Source organism: Bacillus sp. H1a (assembly GCF_000633475.1).
GTDB classification, from domain to species: Bacteria; Bacillota; Bacilli; order Bacillales; family Bacillaceae_G; genus Bacillus_A; species Bacillus_A paramycoides.
Window position 1 is genome coordinate 124592 of sequence record NZ_AYMH01000005.1, and the last position, 18498, is coordinate 143089.

16 protein-coding genes and 2 riboswitches are annotated in these 18498 nt (G+C 36.1%); of the genes, 11 read left to right on the forward strand and 5 right to left on the reverse strand.

Annotated features, from left to right (window positions below):
• The first annotated feature begins 14 nt into the window (after positions 1-14).
• From pstB to glcK, 7 genes are all read left to right on the forward strand, one after another.
• Complete coding sequence (gene pstB / locus U860_RS0103610; protein WP_025147430.1) at positions 15-830, forward strand: phosphate ABC transporter ATP-binding protein; 816 nt, start codon at positions 15-17, stop codon at positions 828-830.
• 170 nt (positions 831-1000) lie between these two features.
• Positions 1001-1657, forward strand: a complete 657-nt coding sequence (gene phoU, locus U860_RS0103615; RefSeq protein WP_025147431.1) for a phosphate signaling complex protein PhoU — start codon at positions 1001-1003, stop codon at positions 1655-1657.
• Between the two features lie 357 nt (positions 1658-2014).
• Positions 2015-4369 carry a sugar phosphate nucleotidyltransferase gene (locus tag U860_RS0103620; RefSeq protein ID WP_002173472.1) on the forward strand — a complete coding sequence of 785 codons (2355 nt, stop codon included), beginning with the start codon at positions 2015-2017 and terminating at the stop codon, positions 4367-4369.
• 70 nt (positions 4370-4439) lie between these two features.
• A complete protein-coding gene (gene rpmG, locus U860_RS0103625) occupies positions 4440-4589 on the forward strand; it encodes a 50S ribosomal protein L33 (protein WP_001265616.1) in 150 nt (49 codons plus the stop codon).
• Positions 4590-4696: 107 nt separating this feature from the next.
• Positions 4697-5275, forward strand: a complete 579-nt coding sequence (locus U860_RS0103630) for a 5-formyltetrahydrofolate cyclo-ligase (protein WP_025147432.1) — start codon at positions 4697-4699, stop codon at positions 5273-5275.
• 103 nt (positions 5276-5378) lie between these two features.
• On the forward strand, positions 5379-5579 hold the full coding sequence (locus U860_RS0103635; RefSeq protein ID WP_002173470.1) for a YqgQ family protein: 201 nt from the start codon (positions 5379-5381) through the stop codon (positions 5577-5579).
• A 30-nt stretch (positions 5580-5609) separates the two neighbouring features.
• Complete coding sequence (gene glcK, locus U860_RS0103640) at positions 5610-6593, forward strand: glucokinase (protein WP_025147433.1); 984 nt, start codon at positions 5610-5612, stop codon at positions 6591-6593.
• Between the two features lie 81 nt (positions 6594-6674).
• On the opposite strand, the gene U860_RS32675 is transcribed toward glcK, so the two are convergent.
• Positions 6675-6848, reverse strand: a complete 174-nt coding sequence (locus U860_RS32675; protein WP_025147434.1) for a DUF2759 domain-containing protein — start codon at positions 6846-6848, stop codon at positions 6675-6677.
• A gap of 169 nt (positions 6849-7017) precedes the next feature.
• Here U860_RS32675 and U860_RS0103650 point away from each other — a divergent pair, with 169 nt between their 5' ends.
• Positions 7018-7647: an MBL fold metallo-hydrolase gene (locus U860_RS0103650; protein ID WP_025147435.1), complete on the forward strand. Its 630-nt coding sequence runs from the start codon at positions 7018-7020 to the stop codon at positions 7645-7647.
• A 9-nt stretch (positions 7648-7656) separates the two neighbouring features.
• A complete protein-coding gene (locus tag U860_RS0103655) occupies positions 7657-8769 on the forward strand; it encodes an SAM-dependent methyltransferase (RefSeq protein ID WP_025147436.1) in 1113 nt (370 codons plus the stop codon).
• Between the two features lie 149 nt (positions 8770-8918).
• On the opposite strand, the gene U860_RS0103660 is transcribed toward U860_RS0103655, so the two are convergent.
• From U860_RS0103660 to metI, 4 genes are all read right to left on the reverse strand, one after another.
• Positions 8919-9209, reverse strand: coding sequence for a metalloregulator ArsR/SmtB family transcription factor (locus tag U860_RS0103660; protein ID WP_000894375.1), 291 nt, complete (start codon positions 9207-9209; stop codon positions 8919-8921).
• A gap of 433 nt (positions 9210-9642) precedes the next feature.
• Entirely contained in the window at positions 9643-10155 is a 513-nt protein-coding gene (locus U860_RS0103665; protein ID WP_025147437.1) for a cysteine hydrolase family protein, read from the reverse strand.
• A 230-nt stretch (positions 10156-10385) separates the two neighbouring features.
• Positions 10386-11549 (reverse strand): cystathionine beta-lyase, encoded by a 1164-nt coding sequence (metC, locus tag U860_RS0103670; RefSeq protein ID WP_002173464.1) that lies wholly within the window; start codon positions 11547-11549, stop codon positions 10386-10388.
• On the reverse strand, positions 11546-12658 hold the full coding sequence (gene metI, locus U860_RS0103675; protein ID WP_025147438.1) for a cystathionine gamma-synthase/O-acetylhomoserine thiolyase: 1113 nt from the start codon (positions 12656-12658) through the stop codon (positions 11546-11548). The genes metC and metI overlap by 4 nt, the downstream gene beginning before the upstream one ends.
• A gap of 94 nt (positions 12659-12752) precedes the next feature.
• Positions 12753-12866, reverse strand: a riboswitch (SAM riboswitch).
• Positions 12867-13070: 204 nt separating this feature from the next.
• Positions 13071-13180: riboswitch (SAM riboswitch) on the forward strand.
• Positions 13181-13249: 69 nt separating this feature from the next.
• Between metI and U860_RS0103680 the strand changes: the two genes are divergently transcribed.
• Both U860_RS0103680 and metH read left to right on the forward strand, forming a co-directional pair.
• Entirely contained in the window at positions 13250-15082 is a 1833-nt protein-coding gene (locus tag U860_RS0103680) for a bifunctional homocysteine S-methyltransferase/methylenetetrahydrofolate reductase (RefSeq protein ID WP_025147439.1), read from the forward strand.
• A complete protein-coding gene (metH, locus tag U860_RS0103685) occupies positions 15082-18480 on the forward strand; it encodes a methionine synthase (RefSeq protein ID WP_025147440.1) in 3399 nt (1132 codons plus the stop codon). The genes U860_RS0103680 and metH overlap by 1 nt, the downstream gene beginning before the upstream one ends.
• Positions 18481-18498 lie beyond the last annotated feature (18 nt).

Here is an 18498-nt window from a genome sequence, read left to right on the forward strand (position 1 = left end):
AAAGGGGAATTCAAATGGTAGCAACAGTAGTAAATGTACAGGTGAAAAATGAAGAGAAAATCGAGACAGCACCAAAGAAAGTAGTATTTGATACGAAAAATTTAAACTTATGGTACGGAGAAGATCACGCTTTAAAAGATATCAATTTAAGTATTCATGAGAATGAAGTTACAGCAATTATCGGTCCAAGTGGTTGCGGTAAATCAACGTACTTAAAAACGCTAAATCGAATGGTAGAGTTAGTGCCTATAGTTCGAACTACAGGTGTTATCGAATATAGGGAACGAAATATATTTGATAAGTCATATCCGGTTGAAGAATTGCGTACGCATGTGGGAATGGTGTTCCAAAAGCCAAATCCATTCCCAAAATCTATTTATGAAAATGTAGCATATGGTCCGAAAATTCATGGTATTCGTGACAAAAAAACACTTGATGAAATCGTTGAAAAAAGCTTGCGCGGGGCAGCGATTTGGGATGAGTTAAAAGACCGTTTGCATGATAACGCCTACGGTTTATCTGGTGGACAGCAACAACGTCTATGTATTGCACGTTGCTTAGCGATTGAGCCAGACGTTATTTTAATGGATGAGCCAACATCGGCGCTAGATCCAATTTCAACATTAAAAGTAGAAGAACTAATTCAGGAGTTAAAGAAAGATTTTAGTATTGTTATCGTAACGCACAACATGCAACAAGCAGCACGTATTTCAGATAAAACTGCTTTCTTCTTAAGTGGGGAAGTTGTGGAATATACAGAGACAAACAAACTATTTACAACACCTGCAGATAAGCGTACAGAAGACTACATTACAGGACGATTTGGTTGATATCGTTGTAAGGCTAAGAGTAAATGCCCTCTTAACAGAGGGCATTTCTTATTTTTACCTCATTTTAAAGGGAAGTAATATTTCTCTTATCTCAAAGCCTTAATAAATATATTAGAGGCTAGATAGGGGATTAATATATAATGGCACATAATATTGAGGGGGAAGAAGCAATGGTAAGAGAACAGTTTCAAGGTGACTTAAAAACGTTACAGCAAAAGGTGATTGAACTTGGTGAGTTAGCAAGAGAAGCTTTATTAATTGCTATGGAAGGTCTTCACAACAGGGATGTAGAGAAAGCGTTAGAAGTCATTGATGGGGATTATCGCATGGATAATTTAGAAGAGGAAATAAATGACCTTGCGCTTATGCTTATTACAAAACAGCAGCCTGTAGCAAGTGATTTAAGAAGAATTTTCATTTCAATTAAAACAGCGACAGACTTAGAACGTATTGCAGACCATGCTGTTAATATTGCGAAATCAACAATTCGTCTTGGAGAAAAAGAAGTGGTTGTTAGCTTGCATAATCTTGAGGAAATGTTTGAGATCGCTCATAAAATGTTAAATTTAGCATTAGAAGCATACGAGCAAGAAAATTTAACTTTGGCTAAACAAATTGCTGAAATGGATGACTCAGTTGATGAAATATATGGAAAGGCGATTCGTGAATTTATATCTTCTATCCCTGGGCAACCAGAAGCGATTACACAAATTACACAACTATCCTTTGTTGCAAGATATATTGAGCGTGTAGCAGATCATATTACAAATATTGCCGAGAATGTATTTTATTTAGTAAAAGGAAAGCATTATTTATTGAATGAGTAGGGAAAAAAGTAGGTGATGAGAAATCACCTGCTTTTTTTAGTCAAAACATGACAAAAAAAGCTCGTTGTTTCCTTTAGTTTATGATGATAAGATGTATCATAATTAATGGAAAAATAAGTACATAATTGCTAATAATGTCTTATTAATAATTTTACCAAGTTAATAGTAAGCGCTTTCTTTTAGCTGGAATTTAAAAGATACATTCATGTATAAAGTGAAACTTAAATGAGTGGTTTTTATTTTTATCTCACACTGATTATTAGTCCGCAACAATCGGGCATTAACTGCCAGTTAATGCGGGGGGAAATGATATACATATGGTATACGTGAACATTATATAAGTGGAGGCTGAAGTATATGAAGGGGGTTATTTTAGCTGGAGGAAAAGGGAGACGCCTTAGACCATTAACGTGTAATACTCCAAAACCGATGTTACCATTGTTAGAAAAGCCAGTTCTTGAATACAATATTGAATTATTACGTCAGCATGGTATTCGTGAAATTGCAATTACAGTTCAATATATGAGTACGGCCATTAAGCAATACTTTGGTGATGGTAGTAAATGGGGAGTTGACTTGTATTATTTTGAAGACTCTCCTCCGCTTGGAACAGCAGGAAGCATTAAGCAAGCGGAAAGTTTTTTAGATGAAACATTTGTTGTTATTAGTGGGGATGCATTAACTGACTTTCAATTGTCAGAAGGAATTGCATTTCATGAACAGAAGAAGAGAATGGTAACGATGTTTGCGAAAGAAGTAGAAAATCCACTCTCCTTTGGGTTAGTTGTAATGAATAAAGAACAAGAAGTTATACGATATATAGAGAAACCGAGTTGGAATGAGGTTGTTTCTAATGTTGTGAATACAGGTATTTATATAATGGAGCCGGAAATTTTTTCTTACATACCATCCATGGAATTTTTTGATTTCAGTCATGATGTGTTTCCGTTATTGGCAAATAAAAATGCGTTATTTGCATATTTATCAGAAGATTATTGGCTAGATATTGGTACATTTGATCAATATCGGCAAGCACAATTCGATTTGTTGACGAAAAAATTGAAAGTACCTATTCCATATACAGAAGTATTACCGATGGTGTGGATGGGAGAAGGTGTAACAATTGGGAAAGGGACGAAAATTCATGGTCCTTCTTTTATTGGAGAAGGAGCAATGATTGGTGCGGGGGCTGTAATTGAACCGTACTCTATTATCGGAAAAAATAGTATCGTTTCAAGTTATTCTCATCTTCAAAAAAGTATTGTTTTTGCGAATGCTCATATAGGAAAAAATTGTGAGTTATTAGAAACAACAATAGGAGAGCATACAATGGTCGAAGATGACGTTACACTCTTTCAAAAAAGCATTGTAGCGGACCATTGTCATATCGGGAAAAGTACAGTAATTAAGCAAAAAGGAAAACTATGGCCATATAAGGAGATAGATAGTCATTCAGTAGTAGGGTCTGCCGGTGTTCAAGAGAGTGAAAAGAGTGCAGGATGGCTACAAAAAAGCCGGATTGTAGGAAGAGGTAATGTTGAAATTACTCCTCAATTTATTGTGAAAGCTGCAATGGCTTATGGATCTCTTTTGACAAAGGGGGAGAGTATATTAATCGGAAGTCAGGAAAATATAGAAACAACTTCCTTTAAAAATTTATTCCTCCATGCCATTCATGGCATCGGGATTCATACGATGGAATGTAAAGAAATGAATGAGTCACTTTTTCAGTATGCCATTCATAATTTGCAATGTGCAGGTGGAGTTTTCATTCAAGTGGAAAACGAAAGAGGCATTGTAATACAGCTGTATGGTAAGGATGGCACGTTGTTGACGTATAAGCAGCAAAAAGCGATAGAACAAGTATATATGTCTGAGTCGTTTTATTACGTCTGTGAGAAAGAAATGGGACGAAATAAACAGGTTCACGTTTCTTTAAATAATTATGTAGAAGCTGTATTAGAGCGCATTGATATTGAAACGATACAAAAACAGAGGTTTCATCTTCTTATTAATAAGAGAAATGATATGTTACAACATTTACTTATGCTCTTTCTACAAAGGCTTGGGTGCACAGTTACATGGATTTATGCGAGTGAACAAAAAGATCATGTGAAAGCTTTGATGAAATCGAGTAAAGCAAATATGGCGCTTATGTTCTCTGAACACGGAAATCACTTCGAATTATATGATAATCATAGTAATATTTACCAAGGGACTGATTTTGAAGAAGTAGGTATTCCTGATTTATTACTCGAATCTGCAGGTAATATTTACCCAATGTCTTTGAAGTTAGGAGAATGTTATCTTCTCTTTTATATGCATGATGAAAAAAAACCTTTTCAAATAAGATGGAAGAGAGATATTTTATATCGAATTGGAAAATTATTTGAATTAATAGCGTTGCAAGGAAAAACGTTACTTAGCATAGTAGAGAAATCACCTCCACTTTATCTACTTTATGATGAAGTTGTATGTTCGTGGAAAGAAAAAGGGGAAGTAATGAGGAAATTATTGGACGATATGGAAAGAAAAGAAGAAGGGATATTAGAAGGAATACAGTTCAAATATACAGAAAAAGAGTGGTCTTATATCGTTTCTGATACAAAACAACCAAAATTTTTGGTGTATTCACATGCTAGAAACCCATTAATAGCAAGGGAAAATATGAAAAATCTTATAGAAAAAATTAGACAATATCAAAAGGTGTAGAATTTTTATTTTAAAAGTGGTATTATAGTATAGTCTGATTTAAGTTATTAGTGACTGGAGGGAAATAAGAATGCGTGTGAATATTACTCTAGCATGTACAGAATGCGGAGATCGTAACTATATCTCAAAGAAAAATAAACGTAACAACGCTGAGCGTATTGAGCTTAAAAAGTATTGCAAGCGTGACAAGAAGTCTACGTTACACCGTGAAACAAAGTAAGCAGTAGGAATATTTTCCTACTGTTTCTTTTTTTTTATGCGATTCCTACGTTAAAAGTGATACACTATCTTCGTAGAGTAAAGTGTCACTGCAAGGGGGAAAAGTGTGTGAAGGAAGAAAAAATACGTTTGCGTAAACAAATAATAGAACACATGAATTCTTTATCAGAAGAACAGTATATAACTTTATCGGAACAAATTGCAGTTTCGTTGTATGTGCAAAAAGAGTGGGTTGAAGCTAAAACAATCGGAATAACTCTCTCAATGGAACATGAAGTGGATACATATCCTATTATTGAAAAAGCGTGGAAAGAAGGAAAGAAAGTAGTTGTCCCAAAATGTAATAGAGGGACAAGGACGATGTCTTTCCGGCAAATTAGTAATTTTGAACAATTAGAAACGGTATATATGAATTTGCGTGAACCGATCCCTATGCTTACAGAAGAAGTGGATGCGGATAAAATTGATCTTCAAATCGTGCCAGGCGTAGCTTATACGCAGCGAGGAGAACGGATTGGATATGGTGGGGGCTATTATGATCGTTACCTCGTGCGTTATAAAGGGAAAACGCTATCATTAGCTTATGATTTTCAAATAGTAAAACATATTCCGTTAGAGCCATTTGATAAAAATGTAGAAAAAATTATTACAGAAAAAGGAACAATGGTTATAAATGGGCTTGTATAGACAAATAAAAATTGACGAGACTTTTTCTTCTTGATTATAATAAAATATGTGAACGTTTTCTTATTATAATTTTTTATAGTAAGTGAGCATAGAGGGTGATAAAATGATATCCATTTATGATATTCAGCAATTGCTAAAGAAATTTGGCACGATTATTTATACGGGTGATCGGATCGCTGATTTACAATTAATGCAAGATGAGCTACGTGAATTAAATCAATCACAGCTAATCGATCCACAAGACTATCAAACAGCTTTATTTTTGTTGAAGCAAGAAATTCAAAAAGAGATAAATAAGAATTAGATAAGAATGAGATAAAGGTAGGTAAGCAGCATGGAAGAGAAATGGTTGGTTGGTGTTGACCTTGGTGGTACAACGATTAAATTAGCATTTATTAATGTTTACGGTGAAATTTTACATAAGTGGGAAATCCCTACGAATACAAATGAGCAAGGAAAACATATTACACTTGATGTAGCGAAAGCTATCGATAAAAAGTTAGAAGCGTTAGGTGAATTAAAAAGCAAGTTGATTGGTATTGGTATGGGAGCTCCTGGCCCTGTACATGTGGCATCTGGAATGATTTATGAAGCGGTTAATTTAGGATGGAAAAACTATCCGTTAAAAGATTTACTAGAAGTAGAAACAGGGTTACCTGTTGTTATTGATAATGATGCAAACTTAGCGGCGCTTGGTGAAATGTGGAAAGGTGCTGGTGAAGGAGCAAAAGATTTAATTTGTATGACACTTGGCACTGGTGTTGGTGGCGGTGTAATCGCCAATGGTGAGATTGTACACGGTGTAAGTGGTGCTGCTGGTGAGATTGGACATATTACAGTAGTAACAGAGAATGCTTTCCCATGTAATTGCGGGAAGTCTGGTTGCTTAGAAACAGTAGCATCTGCAACGGGTATTGTGCGTGTTGCTATGCAAAAAATACAAGAGACTGATAAAGAGAGTATGTTACGTTCTATGTTAGCAGAAGAGGGACGTATTACATCAAAAGATGTATTTGAAGCACATGGACAAGGTGATGAACTAGCAGGCGAAGTAGTAGAAAAAGTAGCTTCTTATTTAGGATTAGCTGTAGCAAACCTTTCTAGTACGTTGAACCCTGAGAAAATTGTAATTGGTGGTGGCGTATCTAAAGCTGGTGACGCACTATTAGAGCCAATTCAACGCTACTTTGAGCAATATGCTTTCTCGCGCGCTGTAAAGAGCACGAAGTTAGCCATTGCAACACTTGGCAATGATGCTGGTGTTATTGGAGGAGCGTGGCTTGTAAAAAAGCACAAATACGAGGCAAAGATGATATAAGTAGTGAAATATGAGAAGAGGAAGGGGCAGCCCTTCCTCTTTTTATGCAAAATCTTGATGAAGAATAAAACTGCAAATGAATTAAGCTGTTGGTGGGTACCCACTATATAGAACAGTCATGATTGTAAACCATCCGAAAACGAGTACAGTTGCAATAGCAAAGCCGCTCGCGAATAAGTTTTTTTCACGAAGTGTTCTAAGTGTAGCAAATACAGCTAACAGAGTGACTAGCGCAAAAATAATAACAAGGCCCATACAATATCCTCCTCTGTCTACCCATTATTATAATGAGTTTTTGGAATATTTACTCTTTTATATTGTACATGTTTTAAAAATGATTGTCGAGACAGCATCCTTTCTTTTCCTAAGAGAAAGAAATGTTGTATCATTAAAAGTAAGTTTAATAACTGGAGGAGATTTTTATATGAAATGGACACAAATGCCGTTAGGACCATTACAAACAAATGCTTATATTTTAATGAACGATCAAAATGAGTGTATTATCTTTGATCCTGGTCATGAAGGAGAGAAACTTGTTACATATTTACAAGAAGAACAATTAAAACCGCTGGCGGTTTTATTAACACATGCTCATTTTGATCATATTGGTGCTGTTGATGCGGTAAGAGACGCTTTTCATATTCCTGTATACGTACATAAAGAAGAAGCGGATTGGTTAGGGGATGCAACTGTGAATGGATCACAAATTTTTATGATGAACCGCAGTATTACAGCAAAACCAGCAGACCATATTATTGATGCAGAGGGTGCATTAACAATTGGTTCATTTAATTTTGAAATTTTTGAGACGCCAGGACATTCTCCAGGGAGCATTTCTTATTATTGTAAAGAGGCAAACGCTGTATTTTCTGGTGATGTATTATTCCAAATGAGTATCGGAAGAACAGATTTACCTGGCGGAAGCTTTGCCGAATTAATGGGAAGCATTGAAGAGAAATTATTTGTATTACCAGATGAAACAGCGGTGCTATGTGGACATGGTCCAGAAACAAGCATTGGTTTTGAAAAAGAAAATAATCCATTTTTACAATAAGGAGTCATTATGGGGATGGAGCTCATTTTAAGAGAATGGATGGGGAAAGAGAAGGATTATTCAATTTCATATAGTACGTATATGAACCTCGTATTGTATACAGAAGAACATGGCTATTATATGAAGGAACGTGACAAGATTGGAAGGCAAGGGGATTTTTTTACAAGTAGCAACGTATCCTCTGTTTTTGCAAAAACTTTTGCTAAGTTTTTTATTCATCTTGTTGAAAATGGTGAAGTTTCTCCAAATATTTGTGAGATTGGTGGGGGAACAGGAAAATTTGCCTATGATGTTTTACAAGAATGGAAACAATTATCTCCGGAAACCTTTATCAATGTAAACTATTCAATTATTGAAGTGAGCCCTTTTCATAGAAAATTACAGCAGGAGAGTCTTTGCTCATTTAATAATGTGTCGTATTATACATCTTATATTGAAATAGGAGAGTCTTTCGAAGGGATTATTTTTTCGAATGAATTATTTGATGCGTTTCCTGTTGAAGTAGTTGAGAAAAGAAATGGAATTTTGTATGACGTACGTATCACGTATACAGATGATGGGAACCTTGCAGAAGTATTTAGACCGATAGAGAAAAAAATCGGTCGTTACTTATTGAAATATAACATTCATATTGCAGAAGGACAGCGTTTTGAAGTGCCTATTGCAATGGAAGAGTATATAGAAGAGATTGCGAAATGGTTTCAGAAAGGTATATGTATTACAATTGATTATGGATATACAAAAGAAGAATGGATGCATCCTGCACATTATGAAGGAAGTTTAAGAGGATATTATAAGCATAAGCTAATTCGTAACCCTCTTGCATATCCAGGAGAAATGGACCTTACTACTCATGTTCATTGGGATGAATTGAAGGTGATTTTTGAGCTACAAGGAATTAATACGATATGGCATAGGAAGCAATCAGAGTTTTTGTTAGCAGCAGGAATATTAGACCAGCTTGCTAGCCATCAAGATACCAACCCTTTTTCTGAAACTCAAAAACTAAATCGAGCTATTCGTTCTATGATTTTGAACGGAGGATTAGGTCATGCTTTCGATGTCGTTATACATACGAAAGACATGAAAGATTTATATTTGAATCGTTATTTGTACATGTGAAAAAACAAGACACAGTAATTTCTGTGTCTTGTTTTTTAATACGACTTGTAGTATGTAGCATTATATATTTTTCTCTCATGATATATATTTATATTAAAGATATGAGATGAAAAATATAGAATACGTTCTTTTTCTCTGTCTATTAGTCCCTAACCTAATAATACGCGAACGAGTTGAATAATTGTTTCGTTTTCTACTTTGTAGTAAATTTCCAATCCTTTTCTTTCACTAGAAACGATTTTAGCACTTTTTAACTTTGCTAAATGCTGTGAAATTGTAGATTGTGGCATGTTTAAGCCTGTGTACATTGTAGAAACGTTGCTTGGGCCACGTTCAATTAATCCCTTTACAATACATAAGCGAACAGGATGAGCAAGCACTTTCAATAATTCTGCATTGCTTTCATATAGTTCTATTTCTTTTTGAAAGGTTTCTAACATGTTCTTTTCCACCTCCGTGTGAGCTGTTATACCATACTATACATACCAAAAAATTAGAGAAAAGAAAACAGTTGTTGCAGAAAAAAAGTCCTAAAGTAAAGAAATTGTAAGAAAAGAGACCCTGATGTAAATAAAATAGATAAATTTGTACAGTTTTGTAAAATGATATTTTTGGGTGAAAATTTTGATGCATTTTAAAAATTGAAAGATATAGATATATTTGTAACACAATTTTATCATGATTTTCTTATTCTTTCAAATGAATATACAAAATTTTTAAAATAATGCAAAAAAGGAATTATAATGTTATATATAGAATATAAAACAGGTTAAAATAAAAGAAGCCGAATGTAATCAGCTTCTTTATGGTGATAATGAAATACTTGAGTGTAGCTGATAAATCTTAGCATGATCAAGTCATTAATCATTTATTCTAGAGTTCATTTTTTATCAACTTTAAAAATCTGTTGTTCCATATATTCTCATAAAAATCAATCGTCTCTTGTGCAGACATAAATGAATTATTCAGAGTAGAGGTTGCTTTCTGTACCATGAAGTTTTCGTATCCTAATCCATGAGAAAATTTAATCGTAGCATCCATACAGTATTCTGTTTGGGCACCGCAATATTCAATGCGATGTACAGATAATTTGTCTAAAATCTCTTTTAAGTTTGTTTTATAAAATGAATTTGCATGTGTTTTTCTTACAAAAAAATCTTGTTCTTGAACATCTAGATTGGCATGAATAGCCCAAAGTTCTTCTTCAGGTACTAATTCTTCATCGCAGTGTTGAACAAAAATGATTGGTTTATGTAATTCTCGATATAAAGCGATTCTATTATTTACTTTAGTGAGTAAATTTTGTAAATCAAATAAATGGTCTCCGTTGTAACATACGCCATTTTGTAAATCGATAACGATTAAAACATCTGCACAAGTCTCCATTATTTTTACCTCTTTCACTTTACAATATATTAATAATTCTATCATTTGAGGATGTATTATGCACTCTTGTTTTGTAATGAACTATAGAAGGATACAAAAAATTCAAAAAGCATTCAATGTACTAGGAAACATTAAAAGATGATATGAAAATTCAATTTCATATCATCTTTTAAAAACTATTTTATTTGTTGGGAAATTTTATTATTCGTACACAGCTTCGTTTCTTTCATTTATGCATTTATAGGTTCTTCTACATAAGAAAGAGCATTCTCGAAATCAGATATTAAATCGTTAACATTTTCAAGACCAACCGATAAACGAAGTAATGAGTTGGAAATCCCTCTTTCATCACGTGCTTCCTGTGATAAAGCTGCATGTGACATTTTTGCTGGATATGAAAGAATAGATTCAACAGCTCCTAGACTAACCGCAAAAACGGGTAATTTAACTTTCGATAAAAATTGGCGCAGTGCATCTTCGGATTGTAAGGTGAAAGATAAAACAGCCCCAGCCGATGTTGCTTGAGATTGTTGAATACTATAGCCAAGATGTGATTGTAATCCAGGATAATAGACATTTTGAACTTTAGAGTGCTCTTGTAAAAAATGTGCAATTTTATTGGCATTGGTAGCTGAATGTTCGAGACGTACATGCAATGTTTTCAGACCGCGAAGCACGAGAGAACAATCTTGAGGTCCTAAAATAGCACCAAAAGCATTTTGTAGAAAGCCAAGCTTTTGAGCGAGCTCTTCATCTTTTACGACAGCTAATCCGGCGGTGACATCGCTATGACCAGCAATAAATTTTGTTGCACTATGAAGTACGACATCGGCCCCAAGATCAAGCGGCTTTTGAAATAGTGGTGTCAAAAATGTATTATCTACAAATGTAAGAGCATTGATTGATTTCGCTAATTCGCAAACGGCACGAATATTCGTTACTTTTAATAGCGGATTAGAAGGTGTTTCGATGTAAAAGAGTTTTGTATTCGATTTAATATTTTGTCTCACTTCTTCTAAATTGGTCATATCAACAAATGTGTGTGAAACACCATAACGGGAGAGAACTTCAGTAACAATTCGATAAGTGCCGCCATATACATCTTCTGAAATAAGAACATGGTCACCTTGCGAAAGAAGGAGAAATGCAGTAGAAATTGCTGCAATGCCTGATGCAAAGGCGAATCCTTTTGTTCCACCTTCTAATAAAGCAATGATATCTTCAAGAGCTTCACGTGTTGGATTACCAGATCGACTATAGTCATATTTTCCGAAAGTATCTACATCAAACTGGTGAAATGTTGATGTGTTATAGATGGGAACGTTAACAGCTCCTGTTTGTGAGTCATGCTTATATTGATTATGCAGTAAAAGCGTATCTACGGAATAACTCATATTCTTACACCTTCTTTTACAAGTTTAATTGCTTGTTTTAAGTCTTGAATTAAGTCATTGCTATTTTCGATGCCGACTGAAAAACGGAGAAGACGATTACACACACCGCGTGCTGTTCGAACTTCTTCTGGAATATCGGCATGAGTTTGCGTTGCTGGATAAGTCATTAAACTCTCGACGCCGCCAAGACTTTCAGCAAATGTAATTAAGGATAGAGATTGTAAGAAAGGATTAATCCAAGTTTCATCTTGAAGACGAAACGAAATCATACCGCCTCTTCCTGGATAAAATACATCTGTCACACCATCTTCATCATTTAAAAATGCAACAATTGCATGAGCATTTTCTTCATGTTGTTTCATGCGAAGTGCTAAAGTTTTCATGCCGCGGATTAATAGCCATGAATCAAATGGACTTAAGACAGCCCCAGAAGCATTATGATAATGAGCAAGCTCCTCGCAAAGTGATTTCCCCTTCGCAACGACCAGTCCGCTTAGTACATCGTTATGCCCGCCTAAATATTTCGTTGCACTATGAAGGACGATATCGGCACCTTCTGTTAATGGTTGCTGTATATAAGGTGTGTAGAATGTATTGTCTACAATAAGAAGTAGCCCATGCCTTTTTGCTACACTTGCGACAGCTGCGATATCAGTAACTTGCATTAGTGGATTAGTCGGGGTTTCTATAAAAATAGCTTTTGTTTCAGTTGTGATAGCTTGCTCAATTTGTTTAATAGATTGTGTATTTACGTATCTACATCGAACATTCCACTTTTCTTCATGTTCGGAAAATAGACGATACGTTCCTCCGTATAAGTCTTCAGATACGATAAGCTCATCTCCGGAACGGAATAGTGAAAGGACAAGGAGAACAGCTGCCATTCCTGAGCTACAGGCATAACCTTGATCGCCATTTTCTAGGTCTGCGATTGCTTGTTCTAAAAGACCTCGAGTTGGATTTCCAGTCCTTGAATAGTCAAATCCTGTGGATCTACCAATCCCTTCATGCCGATAAGCAGTTGAGAAATAAACTGGTGGATTAACAGTTCCTGTTGTAGTTTCGCTACGATTCCCGATTTGTGCTAGTTTTGTTTCGATTGTTGACATGTGAAAATTCCCCCTTTGTAAAGTGAACGGCTATGTGAATGTAAAATAAAAAAAGCCTTCTAAGAAGAAGGCTTTCGGTTTGAATAGAGTCTTCTTCTCATCTGTCAAATCTTTCACAATTTGCTGGAATTAGCACCTTATTAACGAATGAACGTTAATGGTTGCTGAGGCGTCATAGGGCCAGTCCCTCTACCTCTCTAGATAAGAATGTTCGTATGAAATTTTTATTATGTTTTTAACTTTACAACAAAAGATAATTGAATTGCAACTCTATTTTAAATAATTTTTATTTTTCCGCAAGTGTCATTGACTTTTATTTTTGTGCATGCTAAATTTATTAAAAAATTAACAAGAATTGTTAAAAGGGGAGCGCATTTCCTTTTAGCTACATAAATAAAATAATAAAGACAAACTCTTATTGAGAGCGGTGGAGGGAAAGGCCCTGTGAAACCCGGCAACCTTCAAACGAAAAGTTTGAAACGGTGCTAATACCTGCAAAACGAATGTTTTGCATAATAAGAGGAGGAACAATTATGTCCCCCTCTTCAAAGTGAAGAGGGGTTTTTATATTGATAGAAATGAGGGAGATACGTGAAATTACTAGATTTATTATCAAAAGGAATTGTAATAGGTGACGGTGCGGTTGGAACGTTATTACATTCGCATGGTTTACAAAGTAGTTTTGAAGAATTGAATTTGTCTGATCCGGACTTAATTATATCAATCCATAAACAATATGTATCTGCTGGAGCGGATGTTATTCAAACGAATACGTATGGGGCAAATGAAGCGAAATTACGTATGTATGGCTTGGAAAATCAAGTTGTCCAAATTAATAAAGCGGCGGTGAAGCTTGCGAAAGCATCAGTAACAGAGCGGAATGCAATTTTAGGGACAATTGGCGGTATGAAACATATTGGAGCTGTTACAACGACTGATATAGAGCGAGAATTTATGCTACTTGAGCAGGCAGGTGCTTTACTAGAAGAACAGGTTGATGGATTACTATTAGAAACTTTTTATGATGAATTTGAAATATTGCATGCCGTTAAAGTATTGCGTAAACAAACGAATATTCCGATTGTAGCTCAGTTAGCGTTACATGAGGCAGGTACGACTCAAAATGGGAATGATGTAAATGAAATATTAAAACAGCTTTTAGATTACGGTGCAAATGTCGTTGGATTGAACTGTCAACTAGGACCACTTCATATGACGGAAGCTTTCAAAATGATATCGATCCCTCAAGATGGCTATTTATCAGCATATCCGAATGCAGGTCTCCCAAATTATGTGGAGGGGCGTTACGTGTATGAGGGAAGTCCAGCATATTTTGAAGAGATGACACCAGAATTTATTGAACAAGGTATTCGTTTATTAGGCGGTTGTTGTGGTACTACCCCGGAACATATTGCAGGAATGAAACGTGCTATTGCAAATATTGCACCCGTAATAGCAAAGGAGACGATTCCAAGGCCTAAAGTGGTCCATACACACGAGAAGCGTTCGAGAGCTCATGTTACTCTCGCGGAGAAGGCAAAGAAACAAACGACAGTTGTAGTGGAATTAGATCCACCGAAAACGTTAGACACGCAGCGATTCTTTGAAGGGGCAAGAGCACTGAAAAGGGCTGGAGCGGATGCTATTACTCTAGCAGATAATTCATTAGCATCTCCTCGCGTTTCTAATATGGCTATGGGTGCATTATTAACGAAACATGATATTCCAGTATTGACGCATTTAACGTGTAGAGATCATAACGTCATTGGACTGCAGTCTCATTTGCTTGGATTATCAGCATTAGGTATGGAGGAAGTGTTAGCTTTAACTGGTGATCCAGCGCGTGTTGGTGATTTCCCAGGTGCAACTTCTGTATATGATTTGTCATCTATCGAGCTAATTAAAATGATTAAAGAGATGAATGACGGTCGTTCTATTTTAGGGAAATCAATCGGCCCGGCAACAAGATTTTCTGTCGGAGGTGCATTCAATCCTCATGTAAGACATTTAAAAGCAGCGGTAAAACGAATGGAAAGAAAAATAGATGCTGGAGCAGAATACTTCTTAACTCAGCCGATTTATGATGTAGCTTTAATTAAAGAATTATATGAAGCGACAAAGCATTTGGAACAACCTATCTTTATTGGAATTATGCCGTTAGTAAGTAAGCGGAATGCCGATTTTCTTCATTTTGAAGTGCCGGGTATTACTCTTCCAGAAGAAATAAGGAAAAGAATGGATGGACATGAAACGAAAGAGGCAGCTATCGAAGAAGGAATTCGTATTTCACAACAATTAATTGATGAGGCGATGAAATATTTTAACGGTATTTATCTTATTACACCGTTTTTAAAATATGAAATTACAGAACATCTCGTGAAATATGTGAGAGAAAACCAAGAAGTGAAAGAAGGTATTAATTGATGAAACGAATAGAAGAGAGATTACAACATGAAATTTTAATATTAGATGGTGCAATGGGAACGATGATCCAACAAGAAGAATTAACAGCGGAAGATTTTGGAGGAGAAGAATACGAAGGTTGTAATGAATATTTAGTAAAAACAAGACCCGATGTTATTTTAAAGATTCATAAAGCTTATATTGAAGCTGGTGCAGATATTATTGAAACAAATACGTTTGGTGCAACTAATATTGTACTAAGTGATTATGCATTGTCTCATTTAGATGAAGAGTTAAACGAAAGGGCAGCGCTTTTGGCGAAGCAAGCGGTTAAAGAAAGCGGGAAAGAAGTATATGTTGCGGGAGCGATGGGACCAACGACGAAAGCGATTAGTGTTACAGGCGGTGTGACTTTTGAAGAGTTAATCGAAGCATATACAAGGCAAGCGAGAGGGTTATTAAGAGGAGAAGTTGATGTATTGCTCGTTGAGACGAGTCAAGATATGCGTAATGTAAAGGCTGCGTATATTGGAATTCAATCGGCGTTTGAAGAACTAAACAAAATAGTACCTATTATGATTTCGGGAACAATTGAGCCGATGGGAACGACTTTAGCAGGGCAAACAATCGAAGCTTTTTATTTATCGATAGAGCATATGAAGCCGTTATCTGTTGGATTAAACTGTGCGACTGGTCCGGAATTTATGAGGGAACATATTCGTTCGTTATCTGATTTATCGGAGTGTTATATTTCTTGTTATCCAAATGCCGGTCTTCCTGATGAAGATGGGCATTATCATGAATCGCCAGCTTCACTTGCTGAAAAAGTAAAACGTTTTGCTGAAGAAGGCTGGATTAATATTATTGGTGGTTGTTGTGGCACAACACCCGCACATATAAGTGCAATGAAATCGGCGCTTGCCTTGATTAACCCTCGTGAGCATCATGAACGAGTTGGACATGGAGTTAGTGGGCTAGAAGCGCTGCAATACGATGATTCTATGAGGCCACTATTTGTTGGAGAAAGGACGAACGTAATTGGATCGCGTAAGTTTAAAAGATTAGTAGCAGAAGGGAATTTTGAAGAGGCTGCTGAAGTGGCAAGAGCGCAAGTGAAGAAAAATGCTCATATTATTGATATTTGTATGGCGGACCCTGATCGTGACGAAATAGAAGATATGGAAAGATTTTTGGCAGAAGTTACGAAAGTGCTAAAAGTACCGATTATGATTGATTCGACAGATGAAAATGTTATGGCGAAAGCTCTTACTTATATTCAAGGAAAAGCTGTTATCAACTCTATTAATTTAGAAGATGGAGAAGAACGTTTTAAAAAAGTGACACCTCTTCTTCGGAAATACGGAGCCGCTATAGTTGTAGGAACAATTGATGAAGATGGCATGGCGGTTAGTGCAGAGCGAAAGATAGAGATTGCTAAAAGAAGTTATGAGTTACTAACGAAGAAGTATGGTATACGCCCATCTGATATTATTTTTGATGCGCTTGTGTTTCCTGTAGGAACAGGTGATGAAGAATATATAGGTTCAGCGGCAGCGACTATAGAAGGGATTCGTCTTATTAAAGAAGCGTTACCAGAATGTTTAACGATTTTAGGGGTGAGTAATATATCATTTGGTCTACCGCCGGCCGGCCGAGAAGTGTTAAATTCGGTCTTTCTATATCATGCAACGAAAGCAGGATTAGATTATGCGATTGTCAATACGGAAAAATTAGAGCGCTATGCATCAATTCCAGAGGAAGAAAAACGTCTTGCAGATGCATTATTATTTGAAACGACGAAAGAGACGTTAGAAGAGTTTACAAACTTTTATCGTGTTGCCAAAACGAAAGATGTCGTTGTACAAGAAACGCTAACGCTTGATGAACGATTAGCAAACTATATTGTAGAAGGTACGAAGCAAGGACTACAAGAAGATTTAAGTTTCGCGCTTACAGAAGGTAGAAAACCGCTGGATATTATTAATGGTCCACTTATGACAGGAATGGATGAGGTGGGGCGATTATTTAATAATAATGAGCTTATAGTTGCTGAAGTATTGCAAAGTGCTGAAAGCATGAAAGCTGCCGTAAGCTATTTAGAGCCACATATGGAATCTAGCGATAGTGCGAAAAAAGGGAAAGTATTATTAGCGACCGTTAAAGGGGACGTACATGATATTGGGAAAAACCTTGTTGAAATTATTTTATCAAATAACGGATATGAAATTATTAATTTAGGAATTAATGTTCGTTCGGATAGAATTGTTCAAGAAGTACAAGAAAAGAAACCTGATATTATTGGTCTTTCCGGTTTATTAGTAAAATCAGCTCAACAAATGGTAACAACTGCCGAAGATTTAAAAGCAGCGAATATTGATATTCCAATTGTTGTCGGTGGTGCAGCGCTAACGAGAAAGTTTACAGATAATCGTATTTCTCCATCATATAAAGGGCTCGTATGCTATGCGAGTGATGCGATGACTGGCCTTGATATTATTAATCGGTTACAAAAAGAAGAAGAGCGTGAGAAGATGAAGCAAGATAAAAAGGAACGCCATCTTCATATTGTGAAACAAGAGGAGAAGAAAGTAGAAATTCCGGCAGTTATTGAACCTTTACCAAAAGCGACGGTTATAGTGCCCGATTCAACAAAACGAATTGTATTACGCGATATTCCGGTTTCACATCTTTCCCCATTTTTAAATAGACAAATGTTACTCGGGCACCACCTTGGATTAAAAGGAAATGTAAAAAAACTTCTGCAAGAAGGAGATAAAAGAGCGCATGAGCTAAATGACTTAATTGATGAATTATTACAAGAAGGACAATCTTGGTTACGTCCGAAAGCGGTGTATCAATTTTTCCCAGCGCAAAGTGATGGACAAAATATCGTTATATACGATCCGGAAGATCATACGCGTATTATAGAGCGATTCGCATTTCCGAGACAAGGAAAAGCTCCATACCGTACTTTAGGAGATTATTTACGCACTATTGGAGATGAGATGGATTATGTTGCTTTCTTATCTGTCACTGTTGGAGAAGGTGTCCGCGATGTTGCAGAGGAATGGAAGGCGAAGGGAGATTATCTACGCAGTCATGCGATTCAATCGTTAGCACTTGAATTAGCAGAGGGGCTCGCAGAGAAAACACATATGTTAATTCGAGATCGCTGGGGAATTCCAGACTCACCAGAACTGACGATGGAGGAACGATTCCGTACAAAATATAGAGGTATTCGTGTTTCATTTGGTTATCCAGCATGCCCAGAACTTGCTGACCAAGAAAAATTATTTCGCTTAATTCACCCAGAGGAAATAGGGATTTCATTAACAGAAGGATTTATGATGGAGCCGGAAGCGTCTGTAACGGCTATGGTATTTTCTCACCCTGAGGCAAGGTATTTTAGTGTACTATAGTGTAGAAGGGGGAGACGT

Excerpts from the sequence above, each read along its gene's own strand:
- rpmG (WP_001265616.1), top strand. The coding sequence starts at position 4,440 with ATGCGTGTGAATATTACTCTAGCATGTACAGAATGCGGAGATCGTAAC.
- U860_RS0103660 (WP_000894375.1), bottom strand. The coding sequence starts at position 9,209 with ATGTTAGAAACCTTTCAAAAAGAAATAGAACTATATGAAAGCAATGCA.
- U860_RS0103620 (WP_002173472.1), top strand. The coding sequence starts at position 2,015 with ATGAAGGGGGTTATTTTAGCTGGAGGAAAAGGGAGACGCCTTAGACCA.
- metI (WP_025147438.1), bottom strand. The coding sequence starts at position 12,658 with ATGTCAACAATCGAAACAAAACTAGCACAAATCGGGAATCGTAGCGAA.
- phoU (WP_025147431.1), top strand. The coding sequence starts at position 1,001 with ATGGTAAGAGAACAGTTTCAAGGTGACTTAAAAACGTTACAGCAAAAG.
- U860_RS0103655 (WP_025147436.1), top strand. The coding sequence starts at position 7,657 with ATGGGGATGGAGCTCATTTTAAGAGAATGGATGGGGAAAGAGAAGGAT.
- pstB (WP_025147430.1), top strand. The coding sequence starts at position 15 with ATGGTAGCAACAGTAGTAAATGTACAGGTGAAAAATGAAGAGAAAATC.
- U860_RS32675 (WP_025147434.1), bottom strand. The coding sequence starts at position 6,848 with ATGGGCCTTGTTATTATTTTTGCGCTAGTCACTCTGTTAGCTGTATTT.
- metC (WP_002173464.1), bottom strand. The coding sequence starts at position 11,549 with ATGAGTTATTCCGTAGATACGCTTTTACTGCATAATCAATATAAGCAT.
- glcK (WP_025147433.1), top strand. The coding sequence starts at position 5,610 with ATGGAAGAGAAATGGTTGGTTGGTGTTGACCTTGGTGGTACAACGATT.
- U860_RS0103635 (WP_002173470.1), top strand. The coding sequence starts at position 5,379 with ATGATATCCATTTATGATATTCAGCAATTGCTAAAGAAATTTGGCACG.
- U860_RS0103665 (WP_025147437.1), bottom strand. The coding sequence starts at position 10,155 with ATGGAGACTTGTGCAGATGTTTTAATCGTTATCGATTTACAAAATGGC.
- U860_RS0103650 (WP_025147435.1), top strand. The coding sequence starts at position 7,018 with ATGAAATGGACACAAATGCCGTTAGGACCATTACAAACAAATGCTTAT.
- metH (WP_025147440.1), top strand. The coding sequence starts at position 15,082 with ATGAAACGAATAGAAGAGAGATTACAACATGAAATTTTAATATTAGAT.